Consider the following 19,008-nt stretch of genomic DNA (forward strand, 5'->3'; position numbering starts at 1 on the left):
CCGCGAAGGCGCAGAGCGCCCAAGGAAAGCAATGAAAGTCCTATTTCTGGTGCAGAAGGAACAGCGGGCGATTCTTGACCGCCTGTACGATGGCGTCGCGGCCAACTGCGAGTGCGACCTGCGCTGGCTGACCAGCCAGGATCAGCGCAACCTGCGCCGTTACTTCAAGCGTGAGGTGCAAGTCGAGCGCTATGACCGCATCGTGTTCTTCCTGCGTTTCAAGCAGGAGATCCGCCAGGTGGCCTTCATCCGCACTGTGCCGAACCTGGTGATTCTCGAGCACGACGCCTACCAGAACTACATCCCGTGCAAGTACACCGGCAAGTTCAGCGCTCATTACCGCCAGTTGCCATGGGCGCGGGTGATCAGCTCCGGCTACATGGTCAGCGAGCGCTTGCGCCAGGAAGGTTTCGACGCGGTGTTCGTGCCCAAGGGCTATGACGAGCAGTTGCTGGCCGACCAAGGGCGTGAGCGTGATATCGAACTGGCCTTTGTCGGCAGCGTCAACAGTGTGGCCTACAGCGGCCGCAAGGCACTGCTGGACGAGTTGGGGCAGGTCGAGAACCTGTTGGTAACCCGTACCAAGTCGGGCGAGGACTACTGCAACACGCTTAACCGTATTCGTTTCTTCGTCAGTGCCGATGTCGGCATGGGCGAATACATGATCAAGAACTTCGAAGCCATGGCCTGTGGCTGTGTGTTGCTGGCATACGACCAGGGCGAGGAAGAGAACCGTGCGCTGGGCCTGCAAGACATGCACAACGTGGTGTTCTATGACAACATCCCGACCCTTCAGGAAAAACTCCGTCGCTTGCGCGCCAACCCCGAGCTAGCACGGCAGATTGCAGAAAATGGTCGCCATCTGGCGGTTTCCCGTTTTAGTTTCGGCGCAGTTGGACGTAGCATCGTCGACCACATGCGCCCTGCGCTCAGGCCCCATCCGCCACTGTCTGCGTGGCAGCGGCTGCGTCTGAAGCTGGGCATCTAAATAAGAGCTTTCACGCCCAGGAGCGGGTTGTTGAAGGCCGACAGTCGTAATGCGGAGGGAATCCGGTGCGCTTTTCAAATGAGAGTGACGTCACGCTTGTCGTGACCAGTTGTGGGCGGTTCGATCTGCTCAAAGACACCCTTGAGAGTTTCGATCGCTACAACACCGCGCCCATTCGCGAGGTATTCATCACCGAAGACTCTGGCGACGATGCTGTGCATGCCGCTGTGCCGGCGCACTGGAAGCCGTACTGCAAGGTGTTCGTCAACCGGCCCAAACTTGGCCAGTTGCCGTCTATCGACCTGGCCTACAGCCAGGTCAAGACGCCGTACATTTTTCACTGCGAAGACGACTGGCAATTCTATCGCCAAGGCTTTGTCGAAGACTCGCAGGCCATCCTGGATGTCAGTCCCAACATCTTGCAGGTGTGGTTGCGCAGCCATGCCCACGACCTGGCCATCCACAGCCCGTACATCCACTTGGGCGATCGCCAGGTGATCGCCGGGGTGCCGTGCTATCCGCTGCTGTCCGACAAGGCCGAGTGGCAGGCGTTCTCGCTCAACCCTGGGCTGCGCCGATTGAGCGATTACCAGCGCTGTGCGCCATTTGCCGCCTATGCTGGAGAAAAGGCGCTTTCCCGCCGCTACGCTGAGTTAAATCTGACAGCGGTCACCTTGGAGGGTGACGCAGTATTGCACACTGGATTCGGCAATCACGTGACCTTGCCTATTGAAGTGGAGCGTAAGGCCAAGCGTCGTCAGCGTGATCGGTTGAAGCTGGCATTGACGCTGGTTGCGGGGGCCTTGATCGGCATGGGAATCACCATTTTTGTTCAATGAAGTCGCTGTCCCACCTGACTTGAGCGGGAGAGGGCCCATGAACATCGTCAATATGATGTGGGCGGGTGGAACGCCGTACATGTCCATCCACAAGGTGCACCGGCAGGTCTTGTCGAACGCGGGTGCCGATGCCCGGATCAGTAACTGGCTGCTACTGGGGAGCGGGCTCTGCTGTGGGCTCGGTTCGACCCGGGAATGGCATATGCCCTCACGTGCGCTCAAAGGGCGGCACTTGTGGCGCTTGCTGCGCCCGTGGCTGCGCATGCGCTTGCGCAAGGCATTGGCCGAGGCCGGGGCAGAAGTGGTGCTGCTCGATGGTATTGGCGTTGCCCGGTTGGTGCTGCCGTTGTTGCAACGCATTGGGCACGTACGTGCCAAGGTCCTGTTCCATGGCAAGACGCGGCTGCATGCCAGCGATATCCGCTTGTTGCAGAGTTTTCCGTCCGAGCGTCTGAGTATCGCGGCGGTATCACAGACGTTGGCCGAGTCGCTGGAGCGTGACCTGGGCAGGCCGGTGCAGACGCTGCGCATGGCGCTCGACCCGCTTGCATTCGTCGAGCCTTTGCTGAACCGGGACCAGGCCAGGCAGGCGCTGAAGTTGCCTCAGGGCGCCGAGGTGATGCTGGGTGCGGTAGGGCGATTGGTAGAGAGCAAAGGCTTCGAAATGCTGATCGAGGCATTCGCCAGGGCCAGTGCACGGCAACCGGGCTTGCAGCTGGCGATCATTGGCGAGGGGCCGCAGCATGCCATGCTGCAGCAGCGTATCGACGCGTTGGGCCTGGCCGAGCGCGTTCATCTGCGCGGTCACCGCGAAGACCTGCAGCAGCTGTATCGGGCTTTCGACTGGCTATTGGTACCTTCGCGTTCCGAAGGCCTGGGGCTTGTGGTGCAAGAGGCGGTGATGGCCGACGTACCGGTCGTGTGCAGCGACCTGGAGGTGTTCCGCGAGCAGTTGCGCGACACGGGTGGCTACCTGCCGGTTGCCGACGAAAGCGCCTGGGCTGAGGCGATCGAGCGCTGTGCGGTGCTCAGTGCATCGACGATCGCCGCGAAGCAGCGCCAGGCACTGGCACCGGAGCAGGCCTGGCAGGCATTCTGCAGCGGCTCGCAGAGCCTGTTGCGCAGTTGACGCTCAGCGTGTCAGCAAGGCTGCCTCGAAGGCGGCAAGGGGGAACCGGTCGCCCAGGTTCTCCCGCTCGATATAGCGCACCATGTGCTGCACATTGCGTCGAATCATGCGGGCTGACAGTGGCGGGCGCAGAAAGCGCATGTCGGCCACGTCGATCAAGCCCAGACGCTGGTCGGGGGTGACCACCACGTTGCCCAGGTGCAGCGAGCGGAAATAAACGCCGCTGCGGTGCAACTGGCGGATCAGTTCGATCAGGCGTGGCAGGTAAGTGTCCCAGCTGAAGCCGTCATCGCGCGACATCTGCAGCAGCGTCCGCCCAGGTAGCGGGCGATACAGCACCGCAGTGCGGCCCGGCAGGTCGAGCTTGTGCTGGCTGATCACTTCGAGGGTAGGGATGCCCAGTTGCGCCAGGCGCGCGGCGTTATCGACGAAACGCTGCGAGTAAGGACGTAGCAGTGCAGATGAAATCAGCCGCTTCCTACGAAAAACCTTGAGGAAATTTCCATCTGTGAGCAGGTAGACTTTGGCGCCATGGCTGTCTGCCTCAAGCACCTGTGCGCCGAGTGTCAGCTGATCGAAGTCGACCTGGGTGAGCCGGGAGCATTGCATGAATAGAGCCTTGTCGTCTGGCGATCAAAATGACCGGCAATAATGCCGAAAATAATGCTGTAGCACCATGGATGGTGTTTCTGATTCATCGGGGGAAAGGATGTTGTATCAAAAAAACTGGGCACAAGCGTGGTTAGGTTTGGGCCTGGTCTGGTTCCTGGCGGCGATTGCCCTGGCACCCAGCAACAAGGTTTATCAGCAAGGTCTGGTGTTGTTCTTGTGGCTGCCAACGCTGGTATTGGCCTGGTCGGCCCGAGGTGTGCTGGTGCAAGCCTGGAGGCGGCAACCGGCGCTGTGGGGGAGTGTGCTGCTGCTGTTGGCCTGGAGCGGCCTGAGCCTGGCATGGTCGCCTGCCGAGGAGCCCATGCGCGAGCTCAAGCGCTTGCTCTACATCCTGGTGTTCCTGCTGGCGTTTCCGCTGTTGGCCCAGCTTGGCCAAGCCCGCATTCGTCAGTTATTGCTGCTTGGCAGCGCGCTGCTGGCCATCGCTGCGTTGGTCTCCATCATCAAGTTCTATGGGGTGCAGCGTGCGCCTTTGCTGTTCAGGCTGGCGGGTATCGGCGAGATATCCCACCCCATCCTGGGGGCTTATGTCATTGGTTCGGCCTTGCTCTTGATGCTCTACGAGCCACCTCGGCGACGTGGCTTGCAGTTGTTGTGGCTGGCGGCACTGGCTTGCCTGGGGGCCTTCGCCATGCTCAGCCAGAGCCGTGGTGCGGTTCTGGCACTGGTGATTACCGTGGTGATGGCGCCGTTGTGGTTCCGTGACCGCCACAGCCGGGTGTTCTCTGTTCTGGCTCTGCTTGCCACCGGCCTGGCCTTTTTGGCCGTGTACGACGTTATCGCCCAACGGGGCTCGTCCTACCGGCCGGAAATTTTCCATGCCGTGGTTCAGATGATTGCCGCGCACCCTTGGACTGGTCTTGGCCTGGGGGCTGATTACGAGGTGAGCGCCGTCGGCATGCACTTCGATCACACCCACAACATGTTCACCCATGTTGCCGTTGAGATGGGCTTGCCCGGCATGTTGCTGTGGGTAATGGTGTGGCTGTTCACGCTGGGCGAAATCGTGCGCGCCCGCGGCACCCTGTTCGGCAAGGTCCTGCTGGGCTTCTGGGTCTACTCGACCCTGGCCATGCAGTTCGATGCCGCCAGCCTCACCGGTACGCCACGTGCCGAATGGTTCATCAGCTGGCTGCCGGTGGGCCTTGCCATGTTGCTGCCATGGGGGCGTGCCGAAAATGACGCCTGTGGTAAAATTGCCGGTTCAACCTGAACAGCGAGCTCGATAATGGCCGAAACACCGCGACCAGCGGAGCACACCTCCAGCCTGAAGATCTACTTCCGGCTGTTGAGCTATGTGAAACCCTATGTCGGCATTTTCCTGCTGAGCATTGTCGGTTTCGTGATCTTTGCCTCGACCCAGCCAATGCTGGCCGGCATCCTCAAGTACTTCGTCGATGGGCTGAGCAACCCCGAAGCGGTATTGTTCCCCAACGTCCCCTACCTGCGCGACCTGCAACTGCTGCAGGCGGTGCCGCTGCTGATCATCCTGATCGCTGCGTGGCAGGGCCTGGGCTCGTTCCTCGGCAACTACTTCCTGGCCAAGGTCTCTCTGAGCCTGGTGCATGACCTGCGGGTGGCATTGTTCAACAAGCTGCTGGTGTTGCCCAACCGCTACTTCGACAACCACAACTCCGGGCACCTGATTTCGCGCATCACCTTCAATGTGACCATGGTCACCGGCGCCGCTACCGACGCCATCAAGGTGGTGATCCGCGAAGGCCTGACCGTGGTGTTCCTGTTTGCCTACCTGCTTTGGATGAACTGGCACCTGACCCTGGTGATGGTCGCCATCTTGCCGGTGATTGCGGTTATGGTCAGCATCGCCAGCAAGAAATTCCGCAAGCAGAGCAAGAAAATCCAGGTAGCCATGGGCGACGTCACCCACGTTGCCTCGGAAACCATCCAGGGTTACCGCGTGGTCCGTAGCTTCGGTGGCGAGGCCTACGAACAGCAGCGATTCGGCCAGGCCAGCCAGAGCAACACCGACAAGCAACTGCGCATGACCAAGACCGGCTCGCTGTACACGCCGATGCTTCAGCTGGTGATCTACAGCGCCATGGCTGCGCTGATGTTCCTGGTGTTGTTCCTGCGCGGGGACTCTACTGCTGGTGACCTGGTGGCGTATATCACCGCTGCCGGCCTGCTGCCCAAGCCGATTCGCCAGTTGTCGGAAGTCAGCTCGACCATCCAGAAGGGCCTGGCAGGTGCCGAGAGCATCTTCGAGCAACTGGACGAAGCGCCTGAAGTGGACACTGGTACGGTCGAGAAGGAGCGCGTGGAAGGGCGCCTGGAAGTGCGTAACCTGAGCTTTACCTACCCGGGTACCGAGCGTGAAGTGCTGAGCGATATCAGTTTTGTCGCCGAGCCCGGGCAGATGATCGCCCTGGTCGGCCGCTCCGGCAGTGGCAAGTCTACCCTGGCGGCCCTGATTCCACGCTTCTATCATCACGACAAGGGGCAGATCCTGCTCGATGGCGTGGAGATCGAGCACTATCGCCTGCGTAACCTGCGTCGCCATGTTTCGCAAGTCACCCAGCATGTCACCCTGTTCAACGACACCGTGGCCAACAACATCGCTTATGGCGATCTGGCCGGCGCGCCGCGCGCAGACATCGAAGCCGCCGCGGCCGATGCCTATGCCAAGGAATTCGTCGACCGGCTGCCAAAGGGCTTCGATACCGAAGTGGGTGAGAACGGTGTACTGCTTTCCGGTGGCCAGCGCCAGCGCCTGGCAATTGCCCGTGCGCTGCTTAAAAACGCGCCGTTGCTGATCCTCGACGAAGCGACTTCGGCGTTGGATACCGAGTCCGAGCGGCATATCCAGGCCGCCCTGGACCATGTGATGCAAGGCCGTACCACGCTGGTGATTGCCCATCGCCTGTCGACCATCGAGAAGGCCGACCAGATCCTTGTCATGGACCAGGGCCGCCTGGTCGAGCGCGGTACTCACACCGAGCTGCTTGCGGCTAATGGCCATTATGCCCGTCTGCATGCCATGGGGCTGGATGAGCCGGCCAAGGCCGATATCACCTGAACCCTCCTTGATCGGGGCCGTCATGGCCCCGATTGTCACGGGAATTTTCCAGGGATGATCTGGCCATAAAGCCATTGACTACCCTGTGCTAATATCCTGCCCCTGTTCATTATTTCCATATGGGTTGCCCATGAAGTTGTCCATGCCGCGTTTCGATCAAGCCCCGGTACTGGTGGTCGGCGATGTCATGCTCGACCGCTACTGGCATGGCGGTACTTCGCGTATTTCGCCTGAAGCGCCAGTCCCGGTGGTCAAGGTCGATCAGATCGAGGATCGCCCCGGCGGCGCGGCCAACGTTGCCTTGAACATTGCTGCGCTGGGCGCGCCGGCTTCGCTGATCGGCGTCACCGGCCAGGATGAGGCTGCTGACAGCCTGGCCAACAGCCTGCAGGCTGCCGGTGTCCGTTCGGTGTTCCAGCGCATCGCGCACCAGCCGACTATCGTCAAGCTGCGGGTCATGAGCCGTCACCAGCAGCTGCTGCGTATCGATTTCGAAGAGCCGTTCGCCACCGACCCACTGTCGCTGGGCGCGGAGGTCGACAGCCTGCTCGAAGGCGTCAAGGTGCTGGTCCTGTCCGACTACGGCAAAGGCGCACTGAAAAATCACCAAAACCTGATCCAGGCGGCGCGGGCCAAGGGCATTCCGGTGCTGGCCGACCCCAAGGGCAAGGACTTTTCCATCTACCGTGGCGCCAGCCTGATTACCCCGAACCTCAGCGAGTTCGAGACCATCGTCGGCCGTTGCGTCGATGAGGCCGAACTGGTCGCCAAGGGCTTGCAGTTGCTGCAGGACCTGGACCTGGGCGCCTTGCTGGTCACCCGCGGTGAGCATGGCATGACCCTGTTGCGTGTTGGTCAGCCGGCGTTGCACCTGCCTGCGCGGGCACGCGAAGTGTTCGATGTGACCGGTGCCGGCGATACTGTCATTTCCACCCTTGCCGCGGCCATTGCTGCGGGTGAGGACCTGCCCCATGCGGTGGCCCTGGCTAACTTGGCAGCGGGCATTGTGGTCGGCAAGCTGGGTACGGCTGCCATCAGCGCCCCTGAGCTGCGCCGGGCCATCCAGCGTGAGGAAGGCTCCGAACGCGGCGTGCTGGGCCTTGAGCAACTGCTGCTGGCCATTGATGACGCGCGGGCACACAACGAGAAGATCGTCTTTACCAATGGCTGCTTCGACATCCTGCATGCCGGGCATGTCACTTACCTGGAGCAGGCGCGGGCCCAGGGTGATCGCCTGATCGTTGCGGTAAACGACGATGCCTCGGTAAGCCGCCTGAAAGGGCCGGGCCGGCCGATCAACAGCGTTGACCGGCGTATGGCCGTGCTGGCCGGTCTGGGCGCGGTGGACTGGGTGATCAGTTTCCCGGAAGGCACCCCGGAAAACCTGCTGAGCCAGGTCAAGCCGGATGTGTTGGTGAAGGGGGGCGACTATGGCATCGACCAGGTGGTGGGGGCTGATATCGTCAAGGGCTATGGCGGCACCGTGAAGGTGCTGGGGCTGGTCGAGAACAGCTCGACCACGGCGATTGTCGAGAAAATTCGCAAGAACTGATCTGACCTTGGGGCCGCTTCGGCGGCCCTCTGCAGGGGCGGGTTTACCCGCTCCAGCAAGCAGGTGAAAGCTTTCGGGATGTCACTTGTTCAGCGAGGACCGCGCCCGCTCCAGCAGCGCTCGCGCCTTGTCGCCAAACCGTTGCAAGTGCGACGCCCGTGCGGGCTTGCTTTCCACCAACCCCTGCTGCTTCACCCAATCCTTCCAGCGTACCCGTTCATCTGCCACCACCCAGCCTTCCTGCCGGGCAAAACTTTCTGCCAGGTACAGCCCACGCGTACTCGCCGGCACCAGCTCATCCTTTTTCAGCGTGTACAGCTCTGCCAGTGGCTGGCCGTCCTTCAATGGCATCAGGTACAGGTCGGGCCGTTTGCGGTTGAGCCGCGCCACCAGCTGGTCGCCCTCCAGCCGCTCGTCAACGTGGAACAAGCTGAGTTTCTTGGCGTCCCGGGGCACTTGCAGGCGCATGTCATAGATCAGCTGTAGCGAAGCGGTGGGCAGGTGCACATAGGCCCGTGGGCGCTCCAGTAGCATCAGCTTGCCGCAATGCACAGGGCGTGCGGCACCGGACTCCGGAGCCAGCACGAAGTGGGGTGTTTCGCGGTAGTGCAGGGCGGCGGCGTAGGGTACGGGCAGCCAGGTGTCGTTGAAGCGCCCGCCCAGCCAGCCTTCCGGGGTTTCCAGCAGGCACTCCTCGGCCACTTCCTGTACGGCCGTGTGCAACGGCAGGTTCAGCTCCTGCGCCGGTACATAACCGGAAATCAGTTTCAGCACCACATCGCCACGGTCTTGGCGGCGCTGACGCACCAGTACCCAGTAATCGCGGTTCTGCCAATGCAGCGTGAGGCGCACTGACACGCCCAGGTTGGCCAGTTCGACCACGAAGTGTTGTGTATCGGGTAACTGGATGGCCTTGCGCCGTTGCTGGGTCTGGGCAAAGTTCAGCGGCATGCCGATGCTTTGGTAAATCAAGCCTTCGGGCGTGGCCTCGACATGCAGTGGCAGTGTCTTGAAGTTGCTCGGGTTCTTGCGGATCAGCGTTCGCGCCACGAGGCTCCTCCTTGCGTCGGGTCAGTCTTCAGTCCCTGAGTCGGGAGCCTGAGGTAACTCAATGCTGGCCCAGGATACGGGCGACGGTGGCCACGTTGTGGGCCAGGTGCAACGGGTTGATGGTGCCGACAATAGCACTGCTGACACCCGGGTGGGCGAACAGCAGCTCGAAGCTGGCCTGCACCGGGTCGACGCCCGGGGCCAGGCAGATATGCCCGCTCGCCAAGGCCTTCTTTACCAGGATGGCCTTGCCGTGTTCGGCAGCGTAGTCCAGCACCGGGCGTTCTGCCTGTTCGTTGAGGTTGTAGGTGACCATGGCGCAGTCGCCTTGCTCCAGTGCCTTCAGGCCGCCGGCGACGGTCTTGCCGGACAGCCCGAAACCGAGGATCTTGCCCTCCTGCTTGAGTTCGGCCAGGGTCTGGTAGACCTCCTGCTGTTCGAGGATGGCCAGGTCGTTGCCGTCGGAATGCACCAGCACCAGTTCGATGCGGTCGGTTTCGAGCCGGCGCAGGCTGCGCTCCACCGAGCGGCGGGTGTGGGCGGCGCTGAAGTCGAAATGCGACAGGCCTTCCTCGAACTCTTCACCGACCTTGCTGACGATTACCCATTCATCACGTTGGCCGCGCAGCAGCGGGCCCAGGCGTTCTTCGCTGTGGCCGTAGGCCGGGGCGGTGTCGATCAGGTTGATGCCAAGCTCGCGGGCCTGAGCCAGTAACAGGCGGGCGTCTTCATCGCCGGGGATAGTGAAGCCCGTGGGGTACTTCACGCCCTGATCGCGACCCAGCTTGACCGTGCCGAGGCCCAGTGGCGAGACCTTGAGGCCGGTGCTGCCCAGCGGGCGATGGAATGCGTGCAGGGTTGGCAGGCTCATGGCAGCAGTTGCTCCCAGGCCGGTACGCCCAGCGGAGGGCGTGGCAGGTCGGTCAGGTCGGCCTGTGCTTGTGGACGAATGCCGTCGCGCTCCAGGTGGCTGATCACCCGGTCGCTGAAGTCCGGTGCCAGCGCCAGTTTGGTAGGCCAGCCCACCAGCAGGCGCTGCTTGTCGGCAAGGAAGGCGTTGTCCGGGCGTACCAGGCCGGATTGTGCCGGCTCAGCGCGATCGACGCGCAGTGTGGCCCAGCGCACCAGGCTCTGGTCGACCCATGGCAGCAGGCTGGCGATTTCCTTCTGTGCTGCAGCAATCTGCGCTGCAGGCTCGCGCGCCACGCCATCGGCTTCGGCCAGGTCCCCACCGAGGTACCAGACCCACTGGCCATCGGCTGCCGGATGGGTGGTTACCGTTACCCGCGGCTTGGGCCCGCCGCCGAGGCAGTGGGCGTACAAAGGTTTGAGGTTCGGGCCCTTGGCCATGACCATGTGCAGCGGGCGGGTTTGCATGGCCGGCTGATCCAGGCCCAGCGCCTGCAGCAAGCCTTCGGTGCCGGCTCCGGCACTCAATACGATGCGTTGGGCACGGATTTCCCGGTCGTCCACGCGCAGGCCGACCAACGCATTACCTTCACGCAAGGGTTCGATGCGTTCACCTGCCAGCAAGGACTCGCCGGCCAGCTCGGCCAGGTTGGCCAGCAGGCTCGGGACATCGACCACCAGTTCCGCCAGGCGGTACACCTTGCCCTTGAACGCGCGGTCCTGCAGTGCCGGTGGCAACTGGTCACCCTTGACCTGGTCGACCCGGCCGCGCACGGCCTTGCTGGCGAAGAAGCTTGTGAGGTTGCCGGCCAAGGTGCCCGGCGACCACAGGTAGTGGGCATCGGAGAGCAGGCGGGTACGACTGAGGTCGAGTTCGCCGTTGCCGGCCAAGGCCTCGCGCCAGCGGCGCGGCATGTCGGCGATGGCTTCCGAGGCGCCGGTCAGGGCGCCGTGCAGGGCGTATTTGGTGCCGCCGTGGATGATGCCCTGCGACTTGATGGTCTGCTCGCCGCCAAGGCTGGCGCGCTCCACCAGCACTGTCGAGTAGCCCAGGCGGCGCAGGCGGGCATTGAGCCAGAGGCCTGCGACCCCGGCGCCGACGATCAGCACGTCAGTGGAAATGGCAGATGGCATGGCGGTACCTCGAAGACTGGGACAGCTGGCAAGTATACAGGCTATACCTGAGATGGCCCTATCGTCGGCGAGCCCCGCACACGGGCTCTCAATGCCCAGCGGTCTTCGAGAACAGCTGAATCACCACCACGCCACCCACGATCATGGCCATGCCAAGCATTGCCGGCATATCCAGCTTCTGCCCATAGATCACCAGCGCCGCCACACTGATCAGCACAATCCCCAGCCCCGACCAGATGGCGTAGGCAATCCCCACCGGAATGCTGCGGACCACCAGCGTCAGCATCCAGAACGCAATGCCATAGCCAACCACCATCAGCAGCAGTGGCAACGGCGTGCTCAGGCCTTTCACCGCCTTCATCGAGGCGGTGGCGATGACTTCGGCGCAGATGGCAATGGCGAGGTAGGTATAGGCATTCATGGCAGGATCCTCCGTTACTGAGCGGGCATTCTAGACGTTGCCTGGATGGGGTAAAGTCATTACCTATCGATATGGGAGATAGGTTGATGGCCGAGCAGTGGAACCTTGAACAATTGCGTACCTTTCTGCGCGTTGCAGAACTGCGCTCGTTCTCCGCGGTGGCACGTGAGCAGCACAAAGCCCAGTCGGCGATCAGCAGTGCCATCGCGCTGCTCGAAACCGACCTGGGGGTCACTCTGTTCGAGCGCAGCAGCGGCCGGCAACCGAAATTGACTGAAAACGGCAGCGCCTTGCTGGAGGACGCCCGCGAATTGTTACGCCAGTGCGAACGCCTGGATGGCCGCGCCCTGGCCCTGATGCGCGGGCAGGAGGCCTTGCTGCGGGTCGCGCAGGACGAAGCCATGCCGTATCAGCCGGTGATCGACAGCCTCGACGAACTGGCGAGCCGCTACCCGTTCCTGGAGGTGCAACTGGCCAGCGGAGCCCAGGGCGATGTGGCGCGCAAGCTGGTGGAGCGGCGCGCCGATCTGGGCCTGTTCTTCCTCCACGAAAGCATCCCGGCTTCCTTGGAACGCCGTGCCTTGGGCAGCGTGGAGATGGTCACGGTGTGCGCGGTCGGCCACCCGCTGGCGGGCGAAGGCCGGGTCACCCGCCAACAATTGGCCCGCCACCGGCAGTTGCTGATCACGCCACAACAAAGCGGTTACCCCGGCGGTGAAGCGATCAGCCCGCAGGTATGGCGTGCCGACAGTTTCTACGCCATGGCCGAACTACTGATGCGCGGCCTGGGCTGGGCCTGGTTACCCCGGCATGTGGTGCAGTACCCGACCTACCAGGCGCACATGGTCGAACTGGACAGCGACTGGCGGCCGCCGGCCTTGGTGGCAGAGCTGGCCTGGCGCCGCGATGAACCTCTGGGCCCGGCCGCGCAGTGGCTGGCCGAGCGCTTTGCAGTGCACCTTCGCGCGATCGGGTAGACTTAGCCGCCATGAACAGAACTCTCTATACCTTGCTGTTTCACCTGGGCCTGCCGCTGGTTGCGCTGCGCCTGTATCTGCGCGCGCGCAAGGCACCGGCCTACGGCCAGCGTATCGGCGAGCGCTTTGCTTTCAAGCTGCCGGCCATGCGCCAGGGTGGTATCTGGGTACACGCGGTATCGGTGGGCGAGAGCATTGCTGCCGCACCCATGGTGCGTGCCTTGCTAAAGGCTTACCCGGAGCTGCCGATCACACTGACCTGCATGACCCCTACCGGCTCTGAACGCATTCGCGCCCTGTTCGCCAACGAACCGCGCGTGCAGCATTGCTACCTGCCCTACGACCTGCCTTGGGCGGCGGGGCGTTTTCTCGATCATGTGCAGCCTAAGCTGGGCATCATCATGGAAACCGAGCTTTGGCCCAACCACATTCACCAGTGTGCCAGGCGCGGCATTCCGGTGGCGCTGGCCAATGCGCGCTTGTCCGAGCGCTCGGCCCGTGGCTATGGGCGCTTTGCCAGGCTGACCCGGCCGATGCTGGCCGAGATGAGCCTGATTGCCGTGCAGACCGAAACCGAGGCCCAGCGCTTCCGTGACCTGGGTGCACGCCCTGAGCGCGTGCAAGTCACCGGTTCGATCAAGTTCGACCTGACGATCGACGAACAGCTGCTGCCGCGCGCCAGGGCATTGCGTGAACAGTGGGGGGGCGGCCAGCGCCCTGTGTGGATTGCCGCCAGCACCCACGACGGTGAAGATGCCTTGATCCTGCAGGCGCATCGGCAGTTGTTGCAGGTGCATGGCGATGCCTTGCTGATCCTGGTGCCGCGCCATCCCGAGCGCTTCAATGCAGTGCATGCGTTGTGCAGCGAGCAGTTCACCACCGTGCGCCGCTCTGCCGGCACGCTGGTCGATGCGCAAACGCGGGTATTGCTGGGCGACACCATGGGCGAACTGCTGTTCCTGTATGCCCTGGCCGACATTGCCTTCGTCGGTGGCAGCCTGGTGCCGACCGGTGGGCACAATCCGTTGGAGCCTGCGGCGCTGGCCTTGCCGGTGCTCATGGGGCCGCATGTGTTCAACTTCCTCGAAATCAGCGCGATGCTGCGCGAGGCGGGTGCGTTGCAGCAGGTGGATGATGCTGACGGGCTGGCCGGCGCGGTGCGCCGTCTGGTGGAACTGCCGCAGGACGCCCAGCGCATGGGCGAGGCGGGCAGGGCGGTGATGCGGGCCAATCAGGGGGCGCTGCAGCGATTGCTCGAGGGTCTGGGGGCCTTGATCCGCTGATAACCGACATATCCACTCAAAGACCCGGTCTAGAGTGGATATGTCTGATTCTGGTTATTTATTCCTACGGCGTAAGTTATAACTTCCTACACTGGATTTCTCGCCGTTAGGAAACTTCCTACGAATAGACTTTAAAAGTCAGAAGTGTCACACGCTTGCGTCGGAAGCTTGTAGGACGTTTGTCCTATTGCTTCGGGCTAGTATCGCCTCATGTCCGGTTTTCATAAGAGGTGGCGTGATGGCTGATTTATCTGATGGCAATGCCAACACTATTGAAAGTGGGCTGGTGTGTCTTATCACGCTGGCGCATTACCATGGTGTTGCCGTCTCTGCCGAGCAGTTGCAGCACGATCATGCAGCAGCGGGTGAGCGGTTCTCTACCTGCACACTACTTCGCTCATTTCAGCAACTGGGCCTCAAGGCCAAACACCGCAGCGTCGATCCGGCCCGGCTGCAGCAGACGCCCTTGCCCGCTATTGCAGTGGATACCCGTGGTGAATACTTCATCATCGCGCGCGTGGAGGGCGAGCAGGTTCTGGTGCAGGACCCGCATTCCCGTGCGCCGCAAGCGCTGACCCTCGCGGAACTGTTGGTGCGCTGGTCGGGAGAACTCATTCTGGTTCGCTCCGATGCCCAGTTGCCCCTAGGGCTGTCGCGCTTCGACTTTACCTGGTTCATTCCTGCTCTGGTGAAGTACAGGCGGCTATTTGGCGAAGTGCTCGTGGTTTCCCTGGTCATTCAGATACTGGCTTTGCTGACGCCTTTGTTCTTTCAGGTGGTAATGGACAAAGTCCTGGTGCATCGCGGTTTGACCACGCTGGATGTTATCGCCTTGGGTTTATTGGTCGTCGTTCTGTTTGAAACATTGCTGAGTGGGTTGCGTACCTATGTGGCAGCTCATACAGCGTCAAGAATCGATGTCGAACTGGGTGCAAAACTGTTCAGGCATTTGATCGATCTTCCAACCGCCTATTTTCACGCCAGGCGAGTCGGTGACTCGGTTGCCCGAGTGCGAGAACTGGAGAACATCAGAAGTTTCCTGACCAACAACAGCATCACGCTAGTGCTGGATGTGCTGTTCTCGGTGGTCTTCATCGCTGTCATGTTCCTCTATAGCGGATGGTTGACGCTGGTCGTCGTTGGCTCGCTGCCTTTCTATTTTCTCGTATCCCTGGTCGTTACTCCGCTACTGCGGGCGTTGATTGATCAAAGCTTCCAACGCGGCGCCGAGAACCAGGCTTTCTTGGTCGAGGCGGTCAACGGCATCGACACACTGAAGTCGATGGCCGTGGAACCTCAGGTGACCCGGCGCTGGAATGATCAGTTGGCCGCTTATGTATCTGCCAGTTTCAAGACCCAGAACCTTTCCAGTCTCGCCAATGAAAGCGTCGGCCTGATCGGCAAGCTTGTCACGGTAGCCACCTTGTGGCTGGGGGCCCGGCTGGTCATCGAAGGCGCACTCACGGTGGGCGAGCTGATCGCCTTCAACATGCTCGCAGGGCGCGTGTCGCAGCCCATCATCCGCCTGGCCCAACTCTGGACCAGCTTCCAGCAGACAGGGGTATCGATTCAACGCCTGGGCGACATTCTCAACACCCGTACCGAGGTCAACCAAGGCAAGGGCACGGTGCTGCCCACACTTGTCGGGCAGATCGAGCTCGATCGTGTGTGTTTTCGCTATCGGCCGGACGGGGGCGAAGTGGTGCGCGATGTCAGCCTGAAGATCGCCGCCGGAGAAGTGATAGGCGTTGTAGGTCGCTCGGGGTCAGGCAAGAGCACGCTGACACGCTTGATTCAGCGGCTGTACTCACCTGAGCGGGGGCGGGTATTGCTCGACGGTGCTGACCTGGCGGTAGCCGATGTGGCGTCACTGCGTCGGCAGATCGGCGTGGTGTTGCAGGACAACGTGCTTTTTCGGCGCACCGTGCGCGAGAACATTGCCCTCGGCAACCCAGCAGCACCGCTTGAAGAAGTAATCGCCGCAGCGACGCTGGCGGGTGCGCACGAGTTCATCCTCGAATTACCGGATGGCTACGAAACCCTGATTGGTGAGCACGGCGCCAGCCTGTCGGGTGGGCAGCGACAGCGCATAGCCATCGCCCGAGCGCTGTTCGGCAACCCACGCATCCTCATTTTCGACGAAGCCACCAGTGCGCTGGACTATGAGTCCGAACGGATCATCCAGCAGAACATGGCGCGGATTTGCGCGCAGCGCACGGTCATCATCATTGCCCATCGGCTTTCGGCAGTACGCCATGCCGACCGCATCGTGGTCATGGAGCGTGGGCAGATCATCGAGCAAGGGACTCATGATGAGCTGCTGGGTTATCCACAGGGCACCTATGCCTACCTGCATCAACTGCAGCTCGGGGCCGCCGTATGAGTGTGGCGTTCAAGGACCTTGCCGAGCGCTACCGGGATGCGTGGAGGACGGCATGGCGAAAGCGCCGGAGCATGGACGGCCCCGTACGTGAGCCCGACGAACTGGCCTTTTTACCTGCGGCACTGTCCTTGCAGGAAACGCCAGTGCATCCCTTGCCGCGCTACCTGCAGTGGAGCCTGCTGATGTTCATCGGGCTGGCGCTTGCCTGGGCTTGCATCGGTGAGATCGATGTCATCGCCAGTGCCGAAGGCAAGATCGTGCCCAGTGGCAGGAGCAAGTTGATACAGGCCAGCGAAGTCGCGGTGGTGCAGTCGATCCACGTCGTCGATGGCCAGCCGGTGCGCAAAGGTGATGTGCTGGTCGAGCTGGAAGGGCAGTTGACCGAGGCTGACATCAAGCGCCTGGGCAGCGAACTGCTGGCTGCACAGATCGACCAGGCCCGCGCCAGCACACTGCTGAGTGCGCTGGACGGCGATGTGGCACCTGCCTCCCTGGCACCCTTGATACCGCAGGCCACGGCCGCGCAGCAGGCAGGCGCGCAGCGCTGGCTGGAGGGGCAATACCTGGAGTTGCAGGCCACGCTGGAACAGGCCGATGCCGAAATCGGTCAACGCGCTGCCGAAATCCGTTCCGCCCAGGGCCGGGCTGACGCGCTCCGGCAACTGTTGGTGATCACCCGCCAACTGACGGCGGATTACAAGCTGTTGTTCAGTGAATCGGCGGTGGCCAAGCACACCTACCTGGAAAAGGAGCAGGCCCGCCTGGAGCAGGAACGCGAACTGGCTCTCCAGCGCTCGCGCATCGACGAACTGAACGCTGCACGGCTTGCTGCTCAGCACCGCCGTAGCGGTGCCATTGCCCAACTGCGCAGAGCCATGCTCGACCTTCACGGTGAGGCGCAACGGCGCATTGCAACCCTTGAGCAGGAGTTGAACAAGGCCGAGCAGCGGCATCGCCTCAAGGTACTGACATCCCCCGTTGACGGCACCGTCCAGCAGTTGGCGATCCATACACAGGGCGGGGTGGTTACACCCGCGCAGACACTGATGGTCATTGTGCCGACGGGCGAGCCGGTGGAAGTGGAAGTGAAAGTCGAGAACAAAGATATCGGCTTTGTTTTTCCGGGGCAGCCAGTGGAAGTGAAAGTTGAGACGTTCACGTTTACCCAGTACGGGGTTGTCCCGGGGGTGGTGGAGAGTATTTCTGACGATGCCATTGAAGATGAGAAGCGAGGGTTGGTTTATAGCGCTCGAGTCCGCCTGGGTAAGGAAATAATGCGTGTAGGAAAACAGGATGTTCCGTTGACGGCGGGTATGTCAGTGCGTGCGGAGGTTATTACGGATAAGCGCAAGGTTATAAGTTATTTTCTAAGGCCTTTGCGGCGACATGTGCAGGAAAGTTTAACGGAGCGCTAAGTGATTACTTGTGAGGGTGATAACAGATGGACGCGAATCGGCTACGAGAAAAAAGCGGCTGGAGAATGCTGTACGAAATTATATGGAATGCACTGAGGGTTAGCGCAGCGGTCGCGTTGTGTCTTCCCGCGAGCTGTGTTGCTTTAGCAGTGGCGACTGTTGCTTTAAGCGAGAAATCGAAGCCGGTCGCACCCCCTACGCCAAAAGTATGTGGTGTGGTGTCCGGTGTTATGTATGAGTTTTCAAGCGAATATGTTCCTTTCTGGCCGGAATATGAGGGTGAAGGAAATTATAAGAGAGGTTCTGGCGGCGTTGATAGAGGGTGTAAATCAAATTTATATTCTTTAAGTCTGGCCATGAACTGGCCTGAGTTAACGCCCGGAAATTATTTCTCAGAGACGTTTAGTGGAATCGTAGTGACGCTTGAACCATGGCCCGCTGGTGAGAGGGGACTGCGCGAAACCTTTGATTTTTTCATTTCCGAGGCAACTTATAAGCAACGAGAGGCCAAGGTGTTTGATAGACAATTAGGTTTGAATCGAGTGGAGGGTGTTGATAGCGTTTTCCCCAATTCACCACGGATGATTTTCTGGTCTGAAAGAAATGGGTACATGGAGCAAATTGGAAGGTGTAGTTGGAGTAAGTATAGGTCTAAATACCATCGGTGTCATTTTAGATATTTACTGGGGGGCAGTAAAGCTATTGTAAAGATTGATTTTGGATGGGACGAATTAAGCGAGTGGGGTGAGATAGCGTCGCGTGTAAAAATCTTCTTAGTTTCTAATGGTATACAAGGATAATTTTTATGATGAAATTAAGCCATTCTGATATCGAGCTTGCAAGCGAGTTGTTAACAAAAGAAGGTCCGTCGGCAATGTATGATAAATTAGCCGAAAAAGGTGATAAATATGCGGTGCTCGCAAATGGTGTGGCTCGGGGGAACAGCATTGCAGGTGTGGCGGCGATAAACTACATGAAAGGCGTAGCCGCAGAAGCGGGTATGCCAATGCGCGATGAAGATGTTGAAATCATCCGTTTTAATATGGCTAAGGAGTATCTGAATGCGTTAAAGGCGCATACGGTGGATGGTTTTGTTTTAGGGCCAATACCTCAAACTGCTATAGCGAATTTCCATAAGCAAGTATTTGAAGGTTCCGGATATCCTGAAAGCGCTTGGACCCTTTATCCCATATTTTTAGGATTGCCAGAAGAAAGTAAA

General features: G+C 60.7%; 17 protein-coding genes. 12 read left to right on the top strand and 5 right to left on the bottom strand.

Going from position 1 to position 19,008, the window contains the following annotated elements; translation table 11 throughout:
* The first annotated feature begins 31 nt into the window (after window positions 1-31).
* The 3 genes from ACF8FB_RS19660 (at window position 32) to ACF8FB_RS19670 (ending at window position 2,956) form a co-directional block, all read left to right on the top strand.
* Entirely contained in the window at window positions 32-988 is a 957-nt protein-coding gene (locus tag ACF8FB_RS19660) for a glycosyltransferase (RefSeq protein ID WP_003249439.1), read from the top strand.
* A 65-nt stretch (window positions 989-1,053) separates the two neighbouring features.
* Window positions 1,054-1,827, top strand: coding sequence for a glycosyltransferase family 2 protein (locus ACF8FB_RS19665; protein ID WP_033725379.1), 774 nt, complete (start codon window positions 1,054-1,056; stop codon window positions 1,825-1,827).
* 37 nt (window positions 1,828-1,864) lie between these two features.
* Window positions 1,865-2,956 (top strand): glycosyltransferase, encoded by a 1,092-nt coding sequence (locus ACF8FB_RS19670; protein ID WP_392511709.1) that lies wholly within the window; start codon window positions 1,865-1,867, stop codon window positions 2,954-2,956.
* 3 nt (window positions 2,957-2,959) lie between these two features.
* Here ACF8FB_RS19670 and ACF8FB_RS19675 read toward each other — a convergent pair whose 3' ends face one another.
* The gene (locus ACF8FB_RS19675; RefSeq protein ID WP_003249444.1) at window positions 2,960-3,565 is read right to left on the bottom strand and encodes a hypothetical protein; all 606 of its coding nucleotides are present in this window, start codon (window positions 3,563-3,565) and stop codon (window positions 2,960-2,962) included.
* Between the two features lie 100 nt (window positions 3,566-3,665).
* Between ACF8FB_RS19675 and ACF8FB_RS19680 the strand changes: the two genes are divergently transcribed.
* The 3 genes from ACF8FB_RS19680 (at window position 3,666) to hldE (ending at window position 8,217) form a co-directional block, all read left to right on the top strand.
* On the top strand, window positions 3,666-4,841 hold the full coding sequence (locus ACF8FB_RS19680) for an O-antigen ligase (RefSeq protein WP_010955514.1): 1,176 nt from the start codon (window positions 3,666-3,668) through the stop codon (window positions 4,839-4,841).
* 15 nt (window positions 4,842-4,856) lie between these two features.
* On the top strand, window positions 4,857-6,665 hold the full coding sequence (gene msbA / locus ACF8FB_RS19685; RefSeq protein WP_010955513.1) for a lipid A export permease/ATP-binding protein MsbA: 1,809 nt from the start codon (window positions 4,857-4,859) through the stop codon (window positions 6,663-6,665).
* A gap of 130 nt (window positions 6,666-6,795) precedes the next feature.
* Window positions 6,796-8,217: a bifunctional D-glycero-beta-D-manno-heptose-7-phosphate kinase/D-glycero-beta-D-manno-heptose 1-phosphate adenylyltransferase HldE gene (gene hldE, locus ACF8FB_RS19690; RefSeq protein ID WP_003249449.1), complete on the top strand. Its 1,422-nt coding sequence runs from the start codon at window positions 6,796-6,798 to the stop codon at window positions 8,215-8,217.
* An 81-nt stretch (window positions 8,218-8,298) separates the two neighbouring features.
* On the opposite strand, the gene ACF8FB_RS19695 is transcribed toward hldE, so the two are convergent.
* The 4 genes from ACF8FB_RS19695 to ACF8FB_RS19710 all read right to left on the bottom strand — a co-directional run bounded on the left by ACF8FB_RS19695 (window position 8,299) and on the right by ACF8FB_RS19710 (window position 11,731).
* On the bottom strand, window positions 8,299-9,267 hold the full coding sequence (locus ACF8FB_RS19695; RefSeq protein WP_350298510.1) for a metal ABC transporter ATPase: 969 nt from the start codon (window positions 9,265-9,267) through the stop codon (window positions 8,299-8,301).
* Between the two features lie 58 nt (window positions 9,268-9,325).
* Window positions 9,326-10,138: an aldo/keto reductase gene (locus tag ACF8FB_RS19700; RefSeq protein WP_010955511.1), complete on the bottom strand. Its 813-nt coding sequence runs from the start codon at window positions 10,136-10,138 to the stop codon at window positions 9,326-9,328.
* A complete protein-coding gene (locus ACF8FB_RS19705; RefSeq protein WP_392510611.1) occupies window positions 10,135-11,310 on the bottom strand; it encodes an NAD(P)/FAD-dependent oxidoreductase in 1,176 nt (391 codons plus the stop codon). Before ACF8FB_RS19705 ends, ACF8FB_RS19700 begins: the two co-directional genes overlap by 4 nt.
* A gap of 88 nt (window positions 11,311-11,398) precedes the next feature.
* The gene (locus ACF8FB_RS19710; RefSeq protein ID WP_004577390.1) at window positions 11,399-11,731 is read right to left on the bottom strand and encodes a multidrug efflux SMR transporter; all 333 of its coding nucleotides are present in this window, start codon (window positions 11,729-11,731) and stop codon (window positions 11,399-11,401) included.
* 86 nt (window positions 11,732-11,817) lie between these two features.
* On the opposite strand from ACF8FB_RS19710, the gene ACF8FB_RS19715 reads away from it, so the two are divergent.
* The 6 genes from ACF8FB_RS19715 to ACF8FB_RS19740 form a co-directional block, all read left to right on the top strand.
* On the top strand, window positions 11,818-12,708 hold the full coding sequence (locus tag ACF8FB_RS19715; protein WP_003249460.1) for a LysR family transcriptional regulator: 891 nt from the start codon (window positions 11,818-11,820) through the stop codon (window positions 12,706-12,708).
* 11 nt (window positions 12,709-12,719) lie between these two features.
* The gene (waaA, locus tag ACF8FB_RS19720) at window positions 12,720-13,991 is read left to right on the top strand and encodes a lipid IV(A) 3-deoxy-D-manno-octulosonic acid transferase (protein ID WP_012053870.1); all 1,272 of its coding nucleotides are present in this window, start codon (window positions 12,720-12,722) and stop codon (window positions 13,989-13,991) included.
* A gap of 238 nt (window positions 13,992-14,229) precedes the next feature.
* On the top strand, window positions 14,230-16,374 hold the full coding sequence (locus tag ACF8FB_RS19725) for a type I secretion system permease/ATPase (RefSeq protein ID WP_392511713.1): 2,145 nt from the start codon (window positions 14,230-14,232) through the stop codon (window positions 16,372-16,374).
* The gene (locus ACF8FB_RS19730; RefSeq protein WP_392510608.1) at window positions 16,371-17,789 is read left to right on the top strand and encodes an HlyD family type I secretion periplasmic adaptor subunit; all 1,419 of its coding nucleotides are present in this window, start codon (window positions 16,371-16,373) and stop codon (window positions 17,787-17,789) included. Before ACF8FB_RS19725 ends, ACF8FB_RS19730 begins: the two co-directional genes overlap by 4 nt.
* Before the next feature lie 26 nt (window positions 17,790-17,815).
* Window positions 17,816-18,589 (top strand): hypothetical protein, encoded by a 774-nt coding sequence (locus ACF8FB_RS19735; RefSeq protein ID WP_392511716.1) that lies wholly within the window; start codon window positions 17,816-17,818, stop codon window positions 18,587-18,589.
* Between the two features lie 5 nt (window positions 18,590-18,594).
* Window positions 18,595-19,008: hypothetical protein (locus tag ACF8FB_RS19740; RefSeq protein ID WP_392511718.1), on the top strand; the 414-nt coding region annotated here is incomplete at its 3' end.

The sequence above is a fragment of the Pseudomonas sp. yb_2 genome, assembly GCF_043103905.1.
In the GTDB taxonomy this organism is placed as follows: Bacteria; Pseudomonadota; Gammaproteobacteria; order Pseudomonadales; family Pseudomonadaceae; genus Aquipseudomonas; species Aquipseudomonas alloputida.